General features: G+C 72.9%; 18 protein-coding genes. 6 read left to right on the plus strand and 12 right to left on the minus strand.

What is annotated here, in order from left to right; translation table 11 throughout:
- The first annotated feature begins 674 nt into the window (after positions 1-674).
- Positions 675-1,469 (plus strand): glycosyl hydrolase, encoded by a 795-nt coding sequence (locus tag ACI79A_RS02565; protein WP_457079599.1) that lies wholly within the window; start codon positions 675-677, stop codon positions 1,467-1,469.
- A gap of 125 nt (positions 1,470-1,594) precedes the next feature.
- Here the strand turns inward: ACI79A_RS02565 and ACI79A_RS02570 are convergent, their stop codons facing one another.
- Positions 1,595-2,398: a hypothetical protein gene (locus tag ACI79A_RS02570; protein ID WP_457079601.1), complete on the minus strand. Its 804-nt coding sequence runs from the start codon at positions 2,396-2,398 to the stop codon at positions 1,595-1,597.
- Between the two features lie 218 nt (positions 2,399-2,616).
- Here ACI79A_RS02570 and ACI79A_RS02575 point away from each other — a divergent pair, with 218 nt between their 5' ends.
- Complete coding sequence (locus ACI79A_RS02575) at positions 2,617-3,873, plus strand: hypothetical protein (protein WP_457079603.1); 1,257 nt, start codon at positions 2,617-2,619, stop codon at positions 3,871-3,873.
- Positions 3,874-3,931: 58 nt separating this feature from the next.
- Here the strand turns inward: ACI79A_RS02575 and ACI79A_RS02580 are convergent, their stop codons facing one another.
- Together ACI79A_RS02580 and ACI79A_RS02585 are read right to left on the minus strand one after the other, a co-directional pair.
- Positions 3,932-5,266 (minus strand): hypothetical protein, encoded by a 1,335-nt coding sequence (locus ACI79A_RS02580; protein WP_457079605.1) that lies wholly within the window; start codon positions 5,264-5,266, stop codon positions 3,932-3,934.
- A complete protein-coding gene (locus tag ACI79A_RS02585) occupies positions 5,263-6,366 on the minus strand; it encodes a glycosyltransferase family 2 protein (protein ID WP_457079607.1) in 1,104 nt (367 codons plus the stop codon). Before ACI79A_RS02585 ends, ACI79A_RS02580 begins: the two co-directional genes overlap by 4 nt.
- A gap of 256 nt (positions 6,367-6,622) precedes the next feature.
- Between ACI79A_RS02585 and ACI79A_RS02590 the strand changes: the two genes are divergently transcribed.
- Complete coding sequence (locus ACI79A_RS02590; RefSeq protein WP_457079609.1) at positions 6,623-8,089, plus strand: hypothetical protein; 1,467 nt, start codon at positions 6,623-6,625, stop codon at positions 8,087-8,089.
- A gap of 1,178 nt (positions 8,090-9,267) precedes the next feature.
- Here the strand turns inward: ACI79A_RS02590 and ACI79A_RS02595 are convergent.
- Positions 9,268-10,215 (minus strand): glycosyltransferase family 2 protein, encoded by a 948-nt coding sequence (locus ACI79A_RS02595; RefSeq protein WP_457079611.1) that lies wholly within the window; start codon positions 10,213-10,215, stop codon positions 9,268-9,270.
- A 163-nt stretch (positions 10,216-10,378) separates the two neighbouring features.
- Between ACI79A_RS02595 and ACI79A_RS02600 the strand changes: the two genes are divergently transcribed.
- Complete coding sequence (locus ACI79A_RS02600; RefSeq protein ID WP_457079613.1) at positions 10,379-11,485, plus strand: glycoside hydrolase family 26 protein; 1,107 nt, start codon at positions 10,379-10,381, stop codon at positions 11,483-11,485.
- A gap of 50 nt (positions 11,486-11,535) precedes the next feature.
- Here ACI79A_RS02600 and ACI79A_RS02605 read toward each other — a convergent pair whose 3' ends face one another.
- Entirely contained in the window at positions 11,536-12,444 is a 909-nt protein-coding gene (locus ACI79A_RS02605) for a hypothetical protein (RefSeq protein WP_457079615.1), read from the minus strand.
- 444 nt (positions 12,445-12,888) lie between these two features.
- Between ACI79A_RS02605 and ACI79A_RS02610 the strand changes: the two genes are divergently transcribed.
- Complete coding sequence (locus ACI79A_RS02610) at positions 12,889-14,358, plus strand: sugar transferase (protein WP_457079617.1); 1,470 nt, start codon at positions 12,889-12,891, stop codon at positions 14,356-14,358.
- Between the two features lie 579 nt (positions 14,359-14,937).
- On the opposite strand, the gene ACI79A_RS02615 is transcribed toward ACI79A_RS02610, so the two are convergent.
- Both ACI79A_RS02615 and ACI79A_RS02620 read right to left on the minus strand, forming a co-directional pair.
- Positions 14,938-15,087, minus strand: coding sequence for a hypothetical protein (locus ACI79A_RS02615; RefSeq protein ID WP_457079619.1), 150 nt, complete (start codon positions 15,085-15,087; stop codon positions 14,938-14,940).
- Positions 15,088-15,178: 91 nt separating this feature from the next.
- Positions 15,179-16,327 carry a hypothetical protein gene (locus ACI79A_RS02620; RefSeq protein ID WP_457079621.1) on the minus strand — a complete coding sequence of 383 codons (1,149 nt, stop codon included), beginning with the start codon at positions 16,325-16,327 and terminating at the stop codon, positions 15,179-15,181.
- A 73-nt stretch (positions 16,328-16,400) separates the two neighbouring features.
- Here ACI79A_RS02620 and ACI79A_RS02625 point away from each other — a divergent pair, with 73 nt between their 5' ends.
- A complete protein-coding gene (locus tag ACI79A_RS02625; protein ID WP_457079623.1) occupies positions 16,401-17,249 on the plus strand; it encodes an ATP-grasp fold amidoligase family protein in 849 nt (282 codons plus the stop codon).
- Here the strand turns inward: ACI79A_RS02625 and ACI79A_RS02630 are convergent.
- The 5 genes from ACI79A_RS02630 to ACI79A_RS02650 all read right to left on the minus strand — a co-directional run bounded on the left by ACI79A_RS02630 (position 17,226) and on the right by ACI79A_RS02650 (position 21,324).
- Positions 17,226-18,275, minus strand: a complete 1,050-nt coding sequence (locus ACI79A_RS02630; RefSeq protein ID WP_457079653.1) for a PHP domain-containing protein — start codon at positions 18,273-18,275, stop codon at positions 17,226-17,228. The two genes, ACI79A_RS02625 and ACI79A_RS02630, sit on opposite strands and share 24 nt — an antisense overlap.
- A complete protein-coding gene (locus ACI79A_RS02635; protein WP_457079625.1) occupies positions 18,272-18,820 on the minus strand; it encodes a DoxX family protein in 549 nt (182 codons plus the stop codon). The genes ACI79A_RS02630 and ACI79A_RS02635 overlap by 4 nt, the downstream gene beginning before the upstream one ends.
- Before the next feature lie 137 nt (positions 18,821-18,957).
- The gene (locus ACI79A_RS02640; RefSeq protein WP_457079627.1) at positions 18,958-19,128 is read right to left on the minus strand and encodes a hypothetical protein; all 171 of its coding nucleotides are present in this window, start codon (positions 19,126-19,128) and stop codon (positions 18,958-18,960) included.
- A 166-nt stretch (positions 19,129-19,294) separates the two neighbouring features.
- On the minus strand, positions 19,295-20,794 hold the full coding sequence (locus ACI79A_RS02645) for a phosphatase PAP2 family protein (protein ID WP_457079629.1): 1,500 nt from the start codon (positions 20,792-20,794) through the stop codon (positions 19,295-19,297).
- Positions 20,794-21,324 carry a CGNR zinc finger domain-containing protein gene (locus ACI79A_RS02650; protein ID WP_457079631.1) on the minus strand — a complete coding sequence of 177 codons (531 nt, stop codon included), beginning with the start codon at positions 21,322-21,324 and terminating at the stop codon, positions 20,794-20,796. Before ACI79A_RS02650 ends, ACI79A_RS02645 begins: the two co-directional genes overlap by 1 nt.
- Between the last annotated feature and the right edge of the window lie 26 nt (positions 21,325-21,350).

The following is a 21,350-nucleotide window of genomic DNA, read 5'->3' on the forward strand; positions in this document are numbered from 1 at the left end:
CGCGGGACGTCCGGAGGACTTGTGACTCGCACCGAACCATCCCGTGAGGCGGCGCTAATCGTGGCTGCAACCGACAACCTGGCGCGCCCCGCTCGTCGTGCGGGGCGGATCTGATGGCCCGGCGTCGTTGCGCCCGGCGGTTCGGCCGCCGGCGCGGCGTGCTCTTCGTCATGAGCGGCATCGTCACCGTCACGACGTTCAGCACGAGCCTGCACGCGACCATGGACCCGTCCGAGGCCGCGGTGGCCCAGGAGGCGGCGGTCGGCTCGGCCGCATCCGGTCCGACGAGCCAGGGGGACGGTGCCGGTCAGTCCGCCCTCGTGAGTCCTGAGCAGGCTCCGGTGACGACCCCGTCTCCCGATTCCACAGCCGTCGAGGGGGCGGAGGCGACCGGGACGTCGGGGAGCCAGGCTGGCAGCGGGGCGGATCAGTCCGCGCCGGCCGAGTCGGCGGCTCCCGCGTCGCCGTCCTCGAGCGCTGCGGGGTCCGCTGCTCCGGTGGGTGGTCAGGAGTCGGTCGCGCCCGCGTCTGCGGCGCTCGCCCGACCCGCCGACAGTGCGGGGTCGGCCGATGTCAGCGCCGCGGCCCTGGCGCCTGGGGCATGGCTGTCCGGCGCGTCGGGGACCGGCGCGGCTGATGGCGCGCTCGGCGCCTGGCGGGGCACGCCGGTCGAGGTGGCGGCCACCTGGGCGGACAACAACGAGGCGATGACCCAGCTGTCCCAGCTCGCTCCCGGGGGGGAGTACGGCTCGTGGGACCGTCCGATCGACGTGGCGCTCGGTGGGATCGGCTCGGGCGAGAGCTGGAGCAAGGCCGCTCAGGGCGCCTACGACGGCCGCTGGAGGCAGTCGCTCACCAAGCTCCGGACTCTCTGGGGTGCTCGGTCGGCAACCGTCTACATCCGCTTCGCCCACGAGATGAACGCCAACTGGTACCCGTGGGCGGTCAACGCGGGCAACCACCAGGACTTCATCGCCGCCTGGAAGCGGTTCCGTGCGCTGCAGCAGGAGATCTTCCCGTCGTCCCAGCTCGTGTTCTGTGTCAACCGTGAGTCCGTCGGCACCAGCATCGACTGGCGGAAGACCTTCCCCGGCGCCCAGTACGTCGACGTCATGGGCGTGGACTACTACAACCAGTACCCCTACGTCGCCAGCTCCGCCGACTTCGCCAGCTCGCTGGGTCAGAAGGACGGCTACGGGGCGCCCAAGGGACTGCAGCAGCACCTGGACTTCGCCCGCAGCGTCGGCCTCCCGCTGTCGCTCCCGGAGTGGTCCGGCATCGGGACCAACGGGGACTCGCCGGCCTTCATCGAGGGGATGTACAACTTCTTCCGGGCCAACGCAGGCGCAGGGGCCGGCCAGCTGCTGTACGAGGTGCAGTTCAACGTCGGCATGAGCGGCGGCAGGTTCCAGCTCTACGCCGGCTCGCAGATGCCGGCCTCCGCCGAGGCCTACCGCCGGCTCTTCTAGCCGGGGGCTGACTCGCTGCGGTCACCGTCCAGGCTCCAGGGCGGACGGTGACCGCAGCGTTCCGGGGTGCGACCCCGGTGCCGGGGCAGGGATCCAGCGGGCTTAGCTGTCGTGCGACCGGCAGGTCACAGGTGGACGCCGACGCGACGGGCCACCCGCTTGACCGTGGCCTTCGTCCGGGTGGTGGCGCTCTCCCGGGGACGGGCAGCCCACAGCCGTTCGAACTTCTCGTCCGTGGTGAGCGCGGGGTCCGCAAGCGTGGACCGCAGCACGGGCTGGAACGGCTCCCGGATCTCCGCCGGCCAGTAGTGCCGCACGACGCTCCGGGCCTCGCGGAGTTGCGTCCGCTGGTCGAGACACACCGTGAAGGCCAACTGCTCCGCGGTGTGGGACAGCTCGTTGAACCCGCGCTCGAGGAGTTGGTCGGTCAGCAGCTCGACCTCGCGGCACAGGTGCGCATCCGAGGCGTGCAGCCCGACGACGCCCGCGTTCCAGGAGTCGCGGTCCGCCCCGAAGGTCCACGGGCGGCCCTCGCTGTCGACCGGCTCGCTCCGGCTCAGGACGTGCTCGAGCGCAGCCACCTCGGGTGCGGGCGGCCGGCCCTCACGGAGGTGCATGAGGCTGACGCCGGGCGCGAGTTTGGAGAACAGCTCGGCCGGCGACCTGACGAAGTACGTGTCGCCGTCCACGTAGATCGTGCGCTCACTGTCGGGGAGGGCCATCGCGGCGGCCATCATCCGGATCTTCCCCCGCCAGACGTACCGTTGCGGTCCGACCCAGTCGGCGACCGTGGCATCGTCCACGAAGACGACCTCGACCGGCAGGTCCCGGAACGGCGCGGCGTCATTGGCGAAGATGACGATGTGCCACCCTTCGTGGTCCACGAGGAAGCGCGCTGCGCTCATGATGGAGAACCGGAGTTCGTCCACGTGCTTTCCTGCGCCGAGGCTCAGGTAGACGAGGCTGTCGATGGAGGGCCCCCTGTGTCGGTGAACGGAAGTGGCGTCTCGGTGAGCCTAACGGCGATCAGGCGGGCTCCTGGTGGGCGCGCGACGCTCCGTGCTCTCTGCGGAGAGGTCTGCCTGTGACTCGCTCCGGGGTCAGGCAGCTGGCGGGGCGCGCGGGCTGGAACGTCGCGGACCAGATCGTGTCGAGCGGCACCAACCTGGTTCTCTCACTGCTGGTCGCACGGTCACTCAGCGCCGACGGGTTCGGCGCCTTTGCCGTGGCGTTCACGATCTACTCCTTCCTCATCGGTGCGGGGCGGGCGCTGATCTCCCAACCGCTGGTCGTGCGGTACACGAGCGCATCGTCTGATGAGTTCCATCAGGCCTCTCGTTCTGCGACCGGCGCAGCCACCCTGCTGGGGCTGGCGAGCGGTGTCGTCACGGGCGTCTCGGGGTTGCTGCTGGGCGGGGCGGTGGGCGCCTCGCTGGTCGCCATCGGCGTGCTGCTCCCCGGACTGCTCCTGCAGGACATGTGGCGGGCGGTCTTCGTCGCCGACGGCCGACCGTCCGCAGCCTTCGTCAACGACCTCGTCTGGGGCGTCGTTCAGTTCGCCGCGGTCGGGATCTTCCTCGTTCTCGACCAGCGCAGCGCGCCCGCCATGCTCGTCGGCTGGGGAGGCGCTGCACTCGTCGCTGCGGTGCTCGGTGGGTTCCAGTTCCGCGGGCACCCGCAGGTCCGGTCCAGCATCGCCTGGCTCATCCGCCAGCGCGACCTGCTCGGGTATTACGCTGCCAGCTTCCTGAGCGTCATGGGCGCCAACCAGATCACCATGCTGCTCATCGCGGGCCTCGGTGACCCGGCCGACGTGGGGGCGCTGCGGGCCGCTCAGGTCGTGCTCGGGCCGCTCAACCTCGCCGGCTACAGCTTGTCGGCGTTCGCGCTGCCGGAGATGGCGCGTCGCCGGCTCACCGGCAGGCGGGCGATCAAGGTGGCGGCCGCCCTGTCCGGGGTGATGGTGCTCGCGGACCTGGTCTGGGGTCTGACGCTGGTCTTCCTGCCGGACCAGTGGGGCGTCCTCCTCCTCGGGGACAGCTGGTCCAACGCGCAGGACGTGCTGCCCGCGACCCTGCTCGGCGTGGTCGCCATCGGGTTCGGCTTCGGCGCATCGACGTTGTTGGTCGCTCGGGGGTTCGCCAAGGAGACCTTCTGGATCTCGTCCCTGCTCGCCCCCGGCTTCCTGGTCTTCGGGTTGCTGGGCCTCCACCTGGGGGGGGCGCCCGGCGCGGCTCTCGGCCTGTCGCTGGCCCAGTGCCTCGTGGCGCCCCTCACCTGGTGGCGGGTGCTCGTCCTGATGCGCCGGGAGCGCAGGACGGGGACGGCCCCCGCCGCCGCGGGGTCCCGCTCCGCCGCGCCCGAGGTGGCCGAGGAGGCGGATCCTGCGACGGCCGAACAGTGACCGCTGCGTCGAGGGCGGCAGCGTCGTCTGACGTCGGGGCCGGACCGGTCGCGGGTGGTCAGCGGCCGGGGGGCAGCCCGAAGGTGTGACCACGCGGACGGGCCTGTCGGTCACGTGCGCCCAGCGTCGTGAGGACCCAAGCCAGGGATGCCGTCTGAGGTTGCAGCAACGCGCCGGACAGGACGAACGTCATCACCAGGAGCGCGCCCGGAACGACCCGCCACGGACTCCCGTCGAGCAGGGCGGCGATGAGGAAGATCGCGAAGAGCCCGCCGGCGATCAGGCCGTACTCGAACGTCAGCTTGGGCACCGACGAGTACAGGACCACCTCCCCGATGCCGTTGCGGTTCGACGCGAGCAGCCGCTCGGAGTTGCCCGCGCCGCCACCGATCAGATAGCGCTCGGGCTCTGCCTCCAGCCCCTCCCGCACCTCGGTGAACGGCTGCACGAAGCGTGCGTAGCCGCTGCTGCCGGGCTGCGTGACCTCCGTCGAACGGCCGAGCAGCAGGGGCCCGGAAGGACTGAGCAGGACCAGGGTGAGGGCGACGGCGCCGGCCACCACGTAGGCGGCCCGGATCTGCCGGGGAGCGCGCAGCACCAGCAGCACGACGCCCACGGCGAGCAAGATGACGCCGGTTCCCGACACGGAGGAGGCGAGGCCGGCCACCAGCACGAGCAGCTGCCAGGCGCGGACGTGGAGCATCAGCCCGACGATCACTGCCAGTGCGCAGAACTGCGAGAGCAGCGACGGCTCCAGCAGGACGAACGCCGTCGACTTGTAGGTCTCGGACCCGTAGACCAGCGGGATGACCGTGTTGTAGTCCCCCACCAGGAAGTCCGCCGAGATCCACTGGGGAAGGTAGTCCTCGAAGGTCCAGATCCCAGCCAGCTGCGCGGCGAACTGGCCGACGCCGACGATGGCCAGGACGACCATCACCCGGACGAAGACACGGCCTGCCTGCAGGACCGCCGCCCGGCCCGCGGAACCGGATATGCGCATGGTCCACGGCAGGTAGACGGCGAGCAGCAGCATCAGCGACGAGAGCGAGACGGTGCCCCCGTTGATCGTCACTGCCGCGGTCGCCGCGACGACCGCCGTGGCGGCCATCAACAGCAGCTCGACCCGGATGCGGCTGATCATCAGTCGCCGGCGGACGAGCAGGACGGCGACCAGTGCGTACGTCAGCGGGAGCGCGACGCCGATGCTCGTGTCGGACACCGGCACCCCGATGCGCTGCGTGAGCACCAGCAGGATGACGAAGCCGTTCAGCAGCCGCTGGTCCACCTTGTCCCACGCACTGCCCGGTGCGGCCGTCGCGCCGTCGGCAGACGGCTGGACCTGGCGCGGCTCGGGCGGGTGGGGCGCCAGCGTCCCGCGACCGTCCATGCTCATCGTCCGGCTCGGGGTCGCCGGCGGAGGACGTCCGCGGCGCCCTGCCAGAAGCCCCATCCCCAACCCACCTGCATGGCGACCAGCGCCGCCGGGACGGTGCGACGGTCTGCTCCGGGAGGTGTGGCCCGGGAGATGGCGGCACCGGCCCCGGCCACCGCGAGCAGGTACGGCGTCACCGCGGCGGCGGCGATGCGCGGCTTGCGGGTCGCCACGAGGGCGGCGGTGGCCAGCCACAGGACGAGGGCGGGTGGTGCGAAGTGCCGGATGCGCATGCTCGCCGGGTGCCGGATGGCGACCAGCGTCTTGCCACGGCCGTAGCGGCGGTACTGGCGGAACAACTGGGCCAGCGTCTCCCGGGACTGCCAGGCGATCTCGAGCTCCGGGTCGAACAGGAGGTCGCCACGGCCGCGGAGGCGCTGGTCGAACTCGAAGTCCTCGTTGTTGGGCACGTCGGTGTCCCAGCCGCCCAGTTCCCGAACGGTGGCCGTCGCATAGGCGCCGAACGGGATGTGGTCGGTGACCTGCTGGGTCGTGCCGTAGTGGTAGGTGGACCCACCGACGGCGAGCGGCGAGTTCAGCACTGCAGCGATGGCCTTGCCGGCCGGCGTGCGGCCGACCGCGGTCTTGCGCCCGCCGACACCGACCCAGCGCCCCTCTTCGAGACGGCGGACCGCATGGGCTACGTAGCCGGGTGGGATCGTCGAGTGCGCGTCCACGCGGACCAGCCACTTCCCGCGAGCCCGCGACAGGGCGAGATTGAGACTGGCCGGGATCGACGGCTCCGGGTTGTGCAGCACCACGACCCGCCGGTCGGTCGCGGCCCGGGCGCGCAGCTCCTCGGTCGTGCCATCGGTCGACCCGTTGTCCACGACGACGACCTCCAGGCTGACGCCGTCCTGGGTGAGCACTGAGTCCAGGCAGCTGCCTATCGTCGATACCTCGTCCCGAGCGGGGATGATGACGCTGACCTCGGGAACCTCACCTGCCGGAGCACCTTCTGTCGCGGACCCACGGCCCTCGATGAGTGACACGGGGCGCACCTCACTGTTCCATCGCCGGGGTGATTCGGGAGGCTGGTGCTGCCCCACGGCGCATCGCATCCAGCAGGAGCCGCCTCTGCCGGACGAGTCCGGACGGCCGGTGCGACCAGGCCACACGCCCAGGCACCATACCGAGTCGAGGCCCCGCGGCTGGGTGACGCCGCGTCGGAGCCCCTCGATCGGGGGAATGGCGGCCAGCCGGGCCCATGGGCCCGTCCCGCCGTGTCAAACTCGGGTCTGATCTGGACCCGACGAGATCACGATGCGCAGGCCTGGTGGCTGGGTGCCCATTAACGGACCGGTGGAGGAGAACAGCGTGGCCCGACCTGTGGCAGGCGTCCCCGAGGGGCAGGCCAGGTCGGTCGTCCTCTCCGCGATCTGGCGTGCCCGGTGGGTGGTGCTGGGGGCGGTCCTGGTGGCCGGTGTCGGCGGATACGCGGCCAGCGCGAGCCAGCCCAGTGTCTACACGGCACAGAGTCGCGCGGTCCTCTCCGCGAACGCGCCGTTCACACCTCTGAGCGGTCAGTCCTACAACGACCCGGCGCGCTACATCTCCAACCAGGTGGCCCTGATCACCACGGTCCCCGTGCTGAACCTGGCGGTCGAGCGGCTGGGTGAGGACCTCACGGCGACGGAACTCGCGGCGGGGATCGAGGTCGAACCGTCCGGCGCCGACGACGTCATAGCCGTACACGCATCTGCGCCGACGGGGGAGGCGGCTGCCGATCGAGCGAACGCCGTGTTGGCCGCCTACCAGCAGTACGTCGTCCAGCAGGTCTCGAGGACCGTCGCCGCCGCAACCGGCGCGACCACCGACCCCGCCGTCGTCGACCAGGTGCGTACCGAGGCCGCCGTGTACGGGGACGGGGTCCTGCTGGTCGAGGAGGCGTCCGCCCCTGGCGATCCCGCATCGCCCTCCCCGGCCCGGGATGCGCTCCTGCTGGCCGTCGTCGCCGCCCTCCTGGGCATCGGGCTGGCACTGTGGCGCCGGGCGCCGGCGAGGGACAACAGCGCGCCCGTCGACGCCGCGGGGGCCCGCGTGCTCGGCTCGGTGCCGGTGAGCTCCGCGCGCCGATCGCCCGGGCGGGTCACCGAGCCGGAGCAGTTCGCGCTCGTCCTGGTGTCCCTGCAGTACGCCCGACAGGGGCTCCCCGGGCCCGTGCTGATCACCGGTGCCGGCCGGAGCAGTGGCGCTCCGGGCCTGGCGCACGGGCTGGCGGTCACGGCGGCTGCGCGGGGGCAGAAGGTCCTGCTGGTCGCCGCCGACCTGGATGACGCGGAGCTGCTCGACCACCTCCGCGTCCCCGGTCGGCCGAGGCCGCTCGATGCGTTGACCGACGGCGCGGAAGTGTCCGAGTGCCTTGCCCCGGTGCCCGGCGCGCCGGGTCTGTCCCTGGCCGTTCTCTCCGGAACTGCCCTGCCGGCTCAGGGCGCGGGTGGCGAGCTGGCGCAACTGGCAGCCGAGTACGACCTCGTCCTGCTCCAGACGGCGCCGGTGACGGACGACCCGCTCGCCTTCTCGCTCGTCGGGCACGCCGGGGCGGTCGTCGCAGCCGTGGGCGTCAAGGACACCGCGGACCGGATCGCATCGGTCCGTGCGCGGACCGATGCCGCCGGGCGGCCCCTGATCGGCATCGTGTCCACCCGTCCGGCACGTGGGAAGCGGGCCCCTGCCGCGGGGGCGGCGTCCGCGCCGGTGCGCAAGTCACCCGCACCACCCGCGAAGACCAGCACCCCGGTGCCGGCCGGCGATGGGTCGTCTGCACTCAGTCGACCCAGCTGAGCAGAGCGGGTATCCACGTCGCGAGAGCGCAGCTCGCGACGGTCCTACCTGAGCGGCGGGTGTCAGTCCCTGCTGAGGGAGTCGAGGAGCTCCTCCCACCCTGGCGTCTGCACGACAGGTGGAGGGGCTACGGGTCCAGCGGGGCCCGTACGGTCGAGCCAGGACGAGCTGCTCGGCGCGGCTGTCGGAGCAGCGTCGTCCAGCGGCGGTCCGGCGGTCGGCTCGGGCTGGGTCGGCTCGGGCTGGGTCGGCTCGGGCTGGGTCGGCTCGGGCTGGGTCGGCTCGGGCTGGGCGGGTTCGGGCTGGGCCGGCCCGGAGGCCCCCGTACGCCCGGCACTGGGCGAGGCGTTCGGCCGGCCGCCGCTGACTCCGGCCGCCGGCTCGTCGGCGGCGGTGCCGGTGCCTGGGGCGGGTGCTGCCGGGGCGGCGGTCTGCGCCGGGCGGTCGAGGGCCGGGGCCACGGCGCTGGGCGTCTGCTCAGCCGTGCGACCGGTCCGGCTGGGCGTTGTCCGAGTCCTGGCCGATGACCCGGCGTCCGGCGACGGTGCGCCACCTGCCGTCGTGACGCCGGTGGAGCGGCTGTCATCCCGGTCGGCCGTACCGCCCGGACTGGCTGAGGGGCCGGGGGCGGCTGGAGCGTCCGCCCCTGGGGCGACGCCTGTGTCCGGCCCAGCGGCGAGGTCTGGCTCCCGGGGCAGTGGCGCAGGAGCGTCAGCCCCGGCACCCGCAGCTGCGGGGGCGGGTTCGCGGGCATCGGCCTCGTTGACCGATGCCGCCCACGGCGGCGCCGCAGGATGCGGGTCCCCGGATCCCGTGACGACTGTGGCGCCGCCGGCCAGCGCCAGGACGAAGGAACCGAGAACGGCCGCCCCTGCGCTGGTGGGGAAGGGGGCGTGACCGGGGTGAACCTCCCGGGCAAGGGCGCGCGCCCCTGCCCGGGACAGCAAGAGCGCGCTGGAGAAGAAGAGTGCCGCACTCACCCCGAACCGGAAGAACACCAGCACGCCCAGAGCGGCAGCGCCGCCGAGGAGCAGGTCAGGACTGATCGACGTGGCGGGTGTCTGCTCGCCCGACCGCGTCGATCGCGGCTGTCCAGCCATGCGAAACCTCCTGGTGCGTGCGGTGATTGCACACGACTGGACACCGGAGGGCAACGGGTGCGGCTGCCAGCGGCCAGCTCAGCTGCCGGTGACGACCTTGCCGCCGACCGTCGCCCGGCCCGTCAGGGCTCCGAGGGCATATGCCCAGTGCTCGCGGGATCGTTGACGGTCGCCTCGCAGGCGCCTCTCCGCTGCCCGCACGGCGTAGCCGAGCACGATGCTGGCGATGGCCGGTGCGGCCGCGGCAGTCGAGTGGTGCTTGCGCAGGTAGCGCGTCATGGACGCGCCACGCAGCCGCATCATCTCGAGGGAAGGCGCACCCGAACCGCCACTGGCGCCACTGATCGTCACATCGGTGCGGAGACGCTCGGTCAGTCCGCGGGCACGTGCCGCACGACCGTAGGCGACGTCCTCGAGGTAGACGTAGAAGTCCTCGTCGAACCCGCCCAGCTCGAGGAACGTCTCTCGCCGCACCGCCATGACCCCTCCGCTCACCCAGTCGACCTGCTCTGGCTCACCGATCGCCGGGCGAGCGAACAGCCCTGCCCGGGGGAAGAGCTTGTGCAGTCCCGCGGCGTGGACGGCGGCTCGTCGGAACGTCGGCTCCCAGCCGCCGACGCCGATCTGGGCGCGACCGTCCGGCTCCACCAGCGTCCCTGCGCTCGCCGACACCAGCGGATCGTCGGCCACGTCGTCGACCAGGGCAGCGAGGTCCCGGGCCGTCGGGCGGGTGTCGGGGTTGACGAAGACGAGGTGCGCAGCGGTCGACGTGCGAGCGCCGAGGTTCGCGCCTCGGGCGAAACCCACACCTCCTCCGCTGAGGTACCTGCCGTTGGTGCGCGAGGAGATGAGCTCCCGGAGCCCGTCGGCTCCGTCCGAGTTGTCGACCACTACGACGGGGAGGTCCGCAGGCAACCCGGCGAGCATCTGTTCCACCTGGGTGCGGCTCCGGTAGGCGACGACCACCAGCTCCACGTCATGGGCGGCCAGTGCGTCTGCTGCCTGCTCGTTCGGCCGGGCTGCCATCATGCGGGACCTCTCCTGTGCGCTGTGCGTCGGTGCGCCGCGGGCGCAGGTACAGTCGCCCGGGCGAGATCTTGCTCGCGCGAAGAGTAGCCGCAGGCCCACGACCTCCCGGCTCGGTCCCGACCGGGCCCGCCCGAGGACGGGCGATGCCAGAGGAGGGCGTGTGTCCGGAGGGGCCGAAGGCGGTTCGTCGCCGGTCGAGCACGCCACCCTCGAGAGGGCGAGCAGGCCGGCTGATGAGGCCGGTACGCGTAAGCGCACTGGGCGCCGGACGCTCTTGCTCGGTCTCGCCCTCCTCCTTGTCGTCGCGCTGGTCGTGATCGGGTCCCTCGTCGGTGGCGAGGACGACGAGCCGCTGCCGACGCAGTCGCCGGACACCACGAGTTCGGCGCCGCCCGAGTGGCTCTCCGGTGCCTCCGGTGTGGGAGTGGCCACCGGGGAGTTCGGGGCGTGGAGAGGGACGCCCGTGGAGATCGCGGGCACCTGGGCCGACGACGAGGACGCCATGGTCCGGCTGGACCAGCTCCGCAGCGGCGCCGAGTATGGCGACTGGGACAAGCCCATCGACATTGCGCTGGGTGGCGTGTTCGAGGGTGAGACCTGGGATGAGGCAGCGGCTGGTGTCTACGACGAGCGTTGGCGCGAGTCGCTGACCGAACTGGCGCGGCTGCGTGCCGATCGTCCGGGGACCACCTACATCCGCTTCGCGCACGAGATGAACGGCGACTGGTACCCCTGGGCCGTGCGGGCCGATGACGTCGAGGCCTTCATCGAGGCCTGGAAGCGGTTCCGCGGGCTGCAGGAGGAGATCTTCCCGGATGCACAACTCGTGTTCGCCGTCAATCGCGAGTCGGTGGACAACGGGGTCGACTGGCGCCTGACGTTCCCGGGGACGGACTACGTCGACGTCCTGGGAGTCGACTACTACAACCAGAACGACTACGTGGACACGGCAGCCGAGTGGAGCGCGTCCCTGGAGGCGACCGCTGAGGACGGCTCCCCGGAGGGGCTGGCGCGGCATCTGGAGTTCGCGCGCAGTGTCGGGCTGCCCCTCGCGGTGCCGGAGTGGTCCGGCGTTGCCGACGAGGGCGACTCCCCGGCGTTCATCCGGGGGATGTTCGAGTTCTTCCGCGAGCACGCAGGCACCCGACCCGGTGAGCTGCTGTACGAGATCCAGTTCAACGTGGACCAGAACGACTCGCGGTTCCAGCTCTACGGGGCCGGCTCGAGGATGCCTGAGTCGTCGGAGGCCTACCAGCAGAGCTGGTGAGTCCGGGCAGCGGGTGGGCGCCCATCCCTTGGCCGCGTGCGCAGGATGGGTCAGTTCTCCGGGGAGAGCATTCCCTGCTCGACGCCCCAGCTGCGGGTGTCCGAGGCGAGCTCGGCCCAGTTCCGCCCAGGGGAGAGCAGTCCTACCTCCATGTGCGTCGCCAGGTTGGGGTCGGCGGCCACGAAGAGTCGACGCCGCGTGGGCCGGCGATGGGAGCGGAGGTTCGTCGCGAGCAGGAACGGGGCGAGCGCCGCGGAGCGCACTCGTTCCCTCGGGCCGCCGGGGGAGAGACCGATGAGTGCCCGGGCCTGCTCCGTGTAGGAGTGGGGGGCGAAGCCCTGCAGCACCAGGCAGGTGTCGTGGTCCCGGAGCATGTTCCGGTGAGGGACCATGCAGAAGCGGAAAACGCCGAGGTCCTCGGTCAGTGCTCCGACGCGTGCTCCGAAACTGCTGGTGGTGCTCTGGATCCGCGACCAGTGCTGATCGCCCACCGTCCAGGGCGCCTGATTCCGCCAGCCGGACGGGTCTCGGAGGTCCGGTTCGTCGTCCCGCTTGGCCGGCCGGGACGGCGTGGACGCGTACAGGGCGAAGTACTCCGCCTCAGGGATGCGCTCCGCCGCCGCACTCAGGTCGCGCAGCGCGGACGGCAGGTAGAGGTAGTCGTCCTCGCTGAACCACACGAGGTCCTCGGGGGCCCAGCGCCCCGACGTCGCCTGCGCGAGTGCCGCCCGGTAGGACCCGCGCATGCCCAGACCCGGTAGTTCGACGATCTCGCCGGTGGCCTGCATGAGCCGGAGCCGGTCGTCAGGGATGGGGCCGTCGTTGAGGTAGACCACCTCGACGTCGAGTTCTCCCGCCGCCCGGATGAACGACACGAGGCCCAGGAGCTTGCCGTAGAACTCCGGTCGGTCCTTGCGGTTCTCCCCGCCGTGCGAGCGGTAGATGACTCGCAGTGCCACGCGGTCGCCCCTCTCACCCACGGACGGTGCCTCGCCGGCACTCGCCGACCCGGCGGGTCCGCGGAATCGTAGCGAGGTGGCGTCCGGGTCCCGGGCCGGGGGCGTCGCCGTCTCGCGTCGCGCCATCGATGCAGGCATCCCTCGCGGAGATCGGGCTGATCGCGTCGTCACCCGTGAGGACGACACGACCGCGACTAGGCGTCCCACCGTGCTCACGCATCGAGACAGACCGCCGCGTGTCGGCGCACGAACGGGTGACGAGGAGAAGCAGTGGCTCCGCCAACTGATCCTCTTCGATTACGTTCTGCGACGGCTTCAGGTGGCTGCGCGACGTGGTCCGTGCCGGTCGCCCCGGCCGTGAGGTGGTCGCAGGCCGGTGGCGTCCGGGTACCGCCTCGCTCCTAGCCGCACGCCGGTGTCGAGGCACCGAGAAGGGGGGACCGAGTGGTCAGCAGCGTCGACATCCGGCCGGACGGTCAGCGAGACGCCGGGGTCCGGGACCTCGTCCCGGCGACGGTCGATCCGACGGCGGGCTGGTCGAAGCTGGCTCGCTTCGGCATCGCTCCTCTGCTGCTGGCGCTGGACCTGCTCGCGGTGGCCGGTGGCGTCCTGGGTGCCGAGTTCTTCGGGGTGCGGGTCGGAGCCGACTCGCCGGCCCGCAAGACCCTGGTGTTCGGGCTGATCCTGGTGGTCCTGTTCGTCAGCGCGGGCCTGTACCGCTCGAGGCTCTCCCTGTCCGTGCTGGATGACCTGCCGAAGGTCGCCGGACGGTGGCTGGCTGCGGCCGGACTGGCGATCCTGGCTCAGGTCCTCTGGTCGGGCGCGGTGTGGAAGGGCTACATCGTCAACTGGCGGTTCTTGTGGGGCGCCATCACGATCGGGGTCCTGATCGTCGCGCTGCGTGCGATCGGGTACAGCATCGTGCGGCGCCTCAGGCTCAGGCGCTTCGTCGCCCACCGCACCCTCATCCTCGGCGCCGGGAGCGTGGGCAACCAGATCGCCGACATCCTCGCGTCGCACGCGGAGTACGGGCTCCACCCCATCGGCTTCCTGGATGCGGATCCCCGGGCTGCCGATCGACACGCGGACCTCCCGGTGCTCGGTGGCCCGGAGGCGCTCACGTCCGTGCTGAGCCGGTTCGGCGTGCACAACGTGGTGGTGGCGTTCTCGTCGATGAAGGAATCCCAGATGGTGGGCCTGATCCGGACCTGCGACCGCTTCCGGTGTGAACTGTTCGTCGTTCCCCGGCTCTTCGAGCTCCACCACGTCGATGGTGACACCGACAATGCCTGGGGTCTCCCGCTGGTGCGCCTTCGGCGCGCCACCTACCGAACCCGGCAGTGGCGGGTGAAGCGGGTGTTCGACGTGCTGATGTCCGGGTTCGCACTGCTGCTGCTGCTGCCGGTCCTCGTCGTCATCGCGCTCGCGGTGCGCCTCGATGGCGGCCCGGGGATCTTGTTCCGCCAAGAGCGAGTGGGGGTCGACGGTCGCCACTTCCAGGTCCTGAAGTTCCGGTCGCTCCGGCCGGCGAGCGAGGACGAGTCGGCGACGACCTGGAACGTGGCGCACGACAAGCGGCTGAGCCCCGTGGGCCGTTTCCTGCGCAAGACGTCGTTGGACGAGCTGCCGCAGCTGTTCAACGTGCTCCGCGGCGACATGAGCCTGGTCGGTCCCCGTCCGGAACGGCCGCACTTCGTCCACCAGTTCCAGGAGACGTACCCGAGCTACCACGCGCGGCACCGGGTCCCCTCGGGCCTGACGGGGTGGGCGCAGGTGCACGGGCTGCGGGGTGACACGTCGATCCTCGACCGTGCGCGATTCGACAACTACTACATCGAGAACTGGTCGCTTTGGCTCGATGTGAAGATCATCCTCCGCACCGTCAGTGCCGTTCTCCGAGCTGCCGGGGGGTGACGTCCGCGCTGCGGCCGCCTGACCGGTAAAGCACGTGCGTTCAGGAGGCCGCAGCGGAGTCCGGAGCCGTACCGGTGACCAGCATGAGTCGGGTCAGAGGGCGGGGCGCTCCAGGCCGCAGCGGCACGCGTAGAGAACCGAGCCGCTGAACGGGTCGTCGATCCGGGTCCGGAAACGGTGGACGTGAGCCCGCGGGCGCGACGGGGAGCTCGGCGTCGCCGGGCGGGTGACGGAGGTCGGCACGACACGGGGGGTGGGCCCGGTCGGCGGCGGGCCGGCCAACGGACGCCGTCGGGACGGCGAACTCGACGCCACGGTCGTCCCCCGGGTGGGGGACGTGGGCATCCGGACGGCTACATCCCCGGCCGGACGACTCCGCAGCGGCAGCGGTGGAGCGAGGCCCCGCTGAACGGGTCGTCGCCCAGCCGCCGCCACCGGTGGAGGTGCAGGTGCTCCGGGAGCGACGACCGCACGGCGCGGAGGATCGGGGTCACGTGCCCAGTGTGCGGCCCCGTTCGCAGGAATGGCCATGATGGCGGGCCCGGGGGCCCGCCATCATGGCCGTATCGGCGGGCGGGGTCAGCGGGTGGCGGCGAGCACCTGCTCGGCCTGGCGCCCGGTGAGCCGCTGGTGGCTCTCCCGCTGCTCGGCGAAGTCCGACTGCAGGGCGTCGGCGAGGACGATCGCCGGGTCGACGGTCTCGGTCTCGATCGCTGTGGTCTGCGTCATGACCAGCACGCTAGGGCCCGCGGGCGCGACGCGGGGCCGGACACGACCGGGACGAGGTGACGCCTTCGTGACGTTCCGTCCCACCCGGCGCTCAGGCGGGGCTGGCCACCGGGCGGCCCAGGGCGGCCTCCAGCCAGGCGTCGGTCCGCCGGGCCCAGGTGCGCTCGGCCGCCCACGCCACCCGGGCCGCCGCCCAGCCGGCCGGCTCCTCCCCGGCGGCGACCATCGCCGCGGCCAGCTCCGCCGCGGATGTGGCCACGGCGACGTGCGGGGGAGCGTCGCTGGAGAGCTCCAGGTGGCCGGCGGTCGCGACCACCGGCACCCCGCGCGCGCAGTAGTCGTAGCTCTTCATCGACGACTGGCCCAGCGCCACGCTGGGGAGGTCGGGCACCAGGGCGACCGCGGCGGCGTCGAGCACGCCGGCCAGCCGCTCGCGGGGCAGCAGGCCGTGGTGGCGGAACCGGCCGGGGAACTCCCGGGTCAGCGCCAGGAACCGCTCCCGGGCCGGCCGGGCGCGCAGCGAGAACACCAGCTGTCCGTACACGTCCAGCGTCCAGTCCGGCAGCGCGGTGAGCACCGCCCGGACCAGGTCGACGTCGAACCGCTCGGCGATGCTGCCGACGTACACCGCCGACCGGGGCACCCGGCCCACCGTGCGCGGCGCGGACAGCAACGCCTCGTCGGTGCCGTTGGGCACGACCACCGGCGTCCGCCCGGGGAACAGCCCGGCCAGCACCTGGTTGACCACGACCACCTCGTCGGCCTCGTCGGCGACCCGGCGCAGCTGGTCGGGCAGGCCGCGGGCGTGCGGGAGCAGCCGGGCCCAGTCGTCGGTGCAGTCGAACACCACCCGGCCCGGCAGGCCGCGCGCCGCCCGCCAGTCCCAGGGCAGCTGGAGCACGGTCAGCTCCGGGTCCCAGCCCGAGCGGCGCAGGAAGGCGCCCAGCAGCGCGGCGTCGCCGACCTCGGCGGTGCGGCTGCGCGAGCCGGGCAGCACGGTGGAGCGCTCGGTCACCTCGACGCCGGGAGCCGCCGGCCGGAAGTGCCCGCGGAGCAGGTGCCGGGCCCAGCCGCCGGCATCGGCGCGGACCCGCCGCCAGTCGGCCGGGGGCTGCACGAAGCGCACGGCGCTGCCGCGGTGCACCAGCTCGGCGGCGATCATCTGCTCGCGGCGGATCGCCGGGTGCCACGGGTCCTTGGCGACGAAGCCGACGGTGCCGGGGGCGGGGTGCCCGGTCAAGGCCGGCTTGCTGTCGTCCGCACGCCGCCGACCCTACGAGCACCCCCATCGCGCCGCTCTGCAGACTGTCCCGGTGCGCCTCCCCCCGGCCGTGGTCGACCGCCTGCCGCTGCCGGCCAAGCGGGGCGTGCTGTTCCGGCGGGCGCACGGGCGCTGGCCGCCCCGGGTGCCGCGGACCTTCACCGAGAAGGTCAACTGGCGGGTCGTGCACGACCGGCGCCCGCTGATCGGTCAGCTGGGCGACAAGCTCGCGATGAAGGCCTACGCCGCCGTCGTGCTGCCCGCGCTGCGCATCCCGCGGGTGCTCTGGACCGGCACCGACGTCGCCGGCCTGGCCGGGGCCGACCTGCCCGGCCGCTGGGTGCTCAAGCCCAACCACGGCACCATGCGCGTGCACCTGGGCGGTGGGCGGCCCGACGTCGAGCAGCTGCGCCGGGTCACCGCCGGCTGGCTGGACGAGCCGCTGTACCGGACCCGCGGCGAGTGGGTCTACTCGCAGGCCCGGCGGGTGCTGCTGGTCGAGGAGTTCCTCGGGGCGGGCGAGCCGCCGGCCGACGTCAAGCTGCTGGTGTTCGGCGGCCGGGTGCGCCTGGTGCAGGTCGACACCGGCCGTTTCGGTGACCACCGGCGGCGGCTGTACACCCCCGACTGGACGCCGGTCGACGTCGACGAGGAGGTCGCGCCCGGCCCGGTCACCGCGCCGCCGGCGTCCCTGGACGAGCTGACCCAGGTCGCCGAGGCGCTGGGTGCGGCCTTCGACTTCGTCCGGGTCGATCTCTACGACGTCGACGGCGAGGTGTGGTTCGGCGAGCTCACGCCCTACCCCGGCGGCGGGCTGGACCGCTTCGACCCGGCGCTGGACGCGCAGCTCGGTGCGGCGTGGCAGCTGCCGGCCCGGTCAGCGGTGCGGGCGCGCCAGTAGCTCGTCGGCGGAGCGGGTGTTGACCACCCGGTCGGCGGTCACCCCGCACTCGACCGCGCGGGTGCAGCCGAAGTCCTGCCAGTCCAGCTGACCGGGGGCGTGCGCGTCGGTGTCGATGGCGAACTCGCACCCCAGCTCGACGGCGAGGGTCAGCAGCCGGCGGGGCGGGTCGAGCCGCTCGGGCCGGGAGTTGATCTCCACCGCCGTCCCGGCCTCGGCGCAGGCCCGGAACACCGCCTCGGCGTCGAAGTCGCTCTCGGGGCGCGGCTTCTGGGTGCCGTTGCGCTGCCGCCGGCCGATCACCAGCCGGCCGGTGCAGTGCCCCAGCACGTCGGTGTGCGGGTTCGCCACCGCCGCGAGCATCCGCTCGGTCATCTGCTCCCGCGGCGCCCGCAGCTCGGAGTGCACGCTGGCGACGACGACGTCCAGCCGCCCCAGCAGCTCGTCGGTCTGGTCGAGCGACCCGTCGGCGAGGATGTCGCACTCGATCCCGGTGAGGACGCGGAAGGGCGCCAGCTCCTCGTTCAGCGCCGCCACCACGTCCAGCTGCTGCTCCAGCCGCTCGGGGCTCAGCCCGTTGGCGACGGTCAGTCGGGGGGAGTGGTCGGTCAGCGCCAGGTACTCGTGGCCCAGCGCGATCGCCGTCTCGGCCATCTCCCGGATCGGGCTGCCGCCGTCGGACCAGTCCGAGTGCGCGTGCAGGTCGCCCTTCAGCGCGGCCCGCAGCGCGGCGGCGTCGTCGGCCAGGGGCGCCAGCTCGGCGTGCGCGTCCTCGAGCCGCTGCAGGTAGGCCGGCACCCCACCGCGGTGCGCCTCGGTGACGACGGCGGCGGTCTTCTCCCCGACGCCCTTGAGATCGGTGAGCGTGCGGGTGCGGACGCGGCGGTCGAGCTCGGCGTCGTCGAGGCCGGCGACGACGGTCGCCGCGGTGCGGAACGCCTGCACCCGGTAGGACGGCTCGCGGGCGCGCTCCAGGAGGAAGGCGATCCTCCGGAGCGCGCCCGCGGGGGTGAGCTGGTCGGTCAGCGCTTCGTCTTCTTCGACTGCTTGGCCGCGCGCTTCTGCGCCTTGGCGGCCCGCTTCGAGGCCCGCTCGTAGCTGGCCTCGGCGCCGTGCACCGCCTTCTCCGCGCTGCGCCGGGCCCACCAGCCCACCGAGGGCCGGCCCTCGGTGTCCACGGCGGCGATCAGCAGCCCGCCGAGCAGGCCGGCGTTCTTCAGGAAGTTCGACAGCTGCCCGAAGCGCTCCTCCGGGTCCTCGTGCTCCCAGAAGCGGTGGCCGGCCAGGGTGGTGAACACCGTCGAGCCGGCCAGGGTCAGGGCGGAGACCCGCGGCAGGCGGCCGATGGCGAAGAGGCTGCCGGCGCCCACATGCACCCCGGCGTTGATCTTCACCCACTGCTCGACGTCCCGGGGGACCTCGATCGGGAGCTGCTTGTCGGCGACCTCGGTGAGCTGCTCGACGACCGGGGTGGCCCCGGGCACCCGGGTCGACGGGTTCCGGAGGGTGTCGATCCCCCCGTAGATGAACGACGACGCGAGCAGCGGGCGGGCTATCCGGCGGACCAACATCTGCGACCTCTTCCCATCGGTGACGTGGCAGGAGCAGTGCCCTGGACGATGCCGGGGCAACCTCTGCGTTGGGACCGTAGTGAGAAGTGCGCTGCTCTGCCGAACGAGCCCGACGGAGCGGCTGGCTGGCCGGGGGGTCAGCGGGTGACGGCGCCTGGCGCGTGCGCGAGGACGTCGGCCACGTACAGCGGCTCGTCCGAACGCCAGGGGAGGTCGGGGTCTGCCTCGTGGCGGTCGGCCGCCGAGATCCCCCGGCCCAGCACCACGCCCACCCCGAGGGCAGCTGTCAGCCATGTCACTGCGACCACCGCGACGATCATGCTTCCTTTTCTAGTGGTCGAGGTCTGCCGCCCATCTGCTCTGGGTGGCACACATGTTGCCGAGGTGGTCGGTTCGTCGTTGGCATGTGGACTTCTCGCGTTACGGGTGTGACGCAGGGGTGCGAATGGGGTTCGGCAGGAGCGCGGCGACTCCTCAGCGGGCGCAGTAGACGGTCAGCCGTGCACGCTTGGTGAAGACGAACTCGGTGGCCCGTTCACCCTGCTCGCCGTCGTAGGCGACCTGCTGCGGGCCGGACAGCGACCGCACCCGCAGCTCGGGCACCTGGCACTCCGCGTAGGAGCGGCTGTGCTCGCCGATCCCCAGCAGGGTGGCCAGCACCGCCCGGGTGCGGCCGAAGCGGAGGTCGGCGCGCAGGTACTGCACGTCCAGCAGCCCGTCCTCCAGGCGTGGTCGCCAGGCGGGGGAGAGTCCGCGCGGCACGTAGGCGCCGTTGCCGACGAACAGGATCCAGGCCGACACGCGCCGGCCGCCGAGCTCGAGCTCCACGGGGCTGCCGTGCCGGAGCACCTGCGCCGCGGCGACGGTCAGCGCCAGCCACCGGCCCAGCCGACCGGCCAGCCGGTCGCGCCGGCGGACCAGCTCCGGGTAGCTGCCGATGCTCGCGGTGTTGAGGAACGGCACGCCGTTGACCTCGGCGACGTCGACCTCGACCGCCGCGCCGCGCTCCACCGCCCCGGCCGCCTCCGGTGCGGTGGCCACGCCCAGGTCGCGGGCGAAGTGGTTGAGCGTGCCGGCCGGCACCACCGCCAGCGGCAGCCCGTGCGCGAGGGCGACCGCGGCGGCCGCGGCCACGCTGCCGTCGCCGCCGGCCACCCCCAGTGCCCGGGCCCGCCCGGACCGGGCGGCCGCGCCGAGCAGTTCGGTGACCCCCGCGTCCTCGGTCAGCTCGAGCACCTCCGCCGCCGGCAGCAGCTGCGCGATGTCCTCGGCCGGGCGGGAGCCGTCCCGGCCCGACCGGGGGTTGACCGCGATCACCAGGCCGGCGCCGTCGGGCAGCGCCGGGGCGTCGGCCGCCGGCCGGACCCGGGCGGGCTCGGTGGGCCGCACCGGCCACCAGTGCCGCCCGGCCAGTGCCAGCGTCGAGCCGACGGCGAACCCGGCGGCGACGTCGCCCGGGTAGTGCACGCCGACGTGCACCCGCGAGTACCCGACGCCCAGCGCCACCGGGGCGAGCAGCGCGCCGAGCGCGGGGCGCTCCAGTGCCACGCCGGTGGTGAACGCCGCCGCCGAGGCGGCGTGCCCGCTGGGGAACGAGGGCGTGCGCGGCGCCCGCTGGAGGGTGCGCGAGGTGGCGACGCCGGCCGGGTCGGGCCGCACCCGGCCGAACAGCCGCTTGAGGACCAGGTTCACCAGGGCGCTCGTGACCAGCTGTGACCCCACGCCCCGGACGGCGGCCCGCCGGAGCCGCCCGGGGCGCAGACCGAGCAGGGCGGCGAGGCCGAGCCACAGCACGCCGCGGTCGGCGGTGGTGGACAGCCGGCGCAGCCACCGGTCGGCCGACGTGGCGGGCAACCGGCCGATCCGGGCGTGCAGCGCGGCGTCCCAGGCCAGGGGTGGGAAGGTGCTCGGCCGGTCGGCCGGCCGGGGCCCGCCGCGAGCGCGTGGGCGGCGGGAGGCGGGGAGGTCCGCCATCAGGTGCGCTGGCGGGCCCGGTAGGCGGCGACGGTGGAGCGGCTGGCGCAGGTGTTGGAGCAGTACCGGCGGCTGGCGTTGCGCGAGGTGTCGACGTAGACGTCGGCGCACCCGTCGGCCGAGCACACCCCCAGCCGGCGCCAGCCGTGCTGCACCACGACCTGGGACAGGCCCATCGCGACGGTCGTGGTCAGCTGCTCGACCGCGTCGGCGTCGGGCCGGGCGTAGTGCAGGTGCAGCTCGCCGTCGTGGTCGGTGGCGTAGGGCCGCGGCGAGGCGAGGGCGAGCAGGGCGTTGAGCCGCTGCTTGACCGCCTGCTCGCCGTCGGCCAGCGCCACCTCGCGCACCAGGGCGGACGTGCGGGCCACCTCCGCGGCCTCGTCGGGGGTGAGGTCGAGCGCGGTGCCGTCGGTGAACCACTCGTCGTGGGCGCTCAGGAACGCCTGCACACCGGCCGGGTCCTCGACCGCTGCGTTGGCCAGGTCGATGGCCAGTTCGACAGCCGTTGACCCGTAGGTGTCGTAGTTCATTTGACTCCCTACCCCATCGGTCCGTA

The organism is Modestobacter sp. SYSU DS0657, assembly GCF_054050925.1.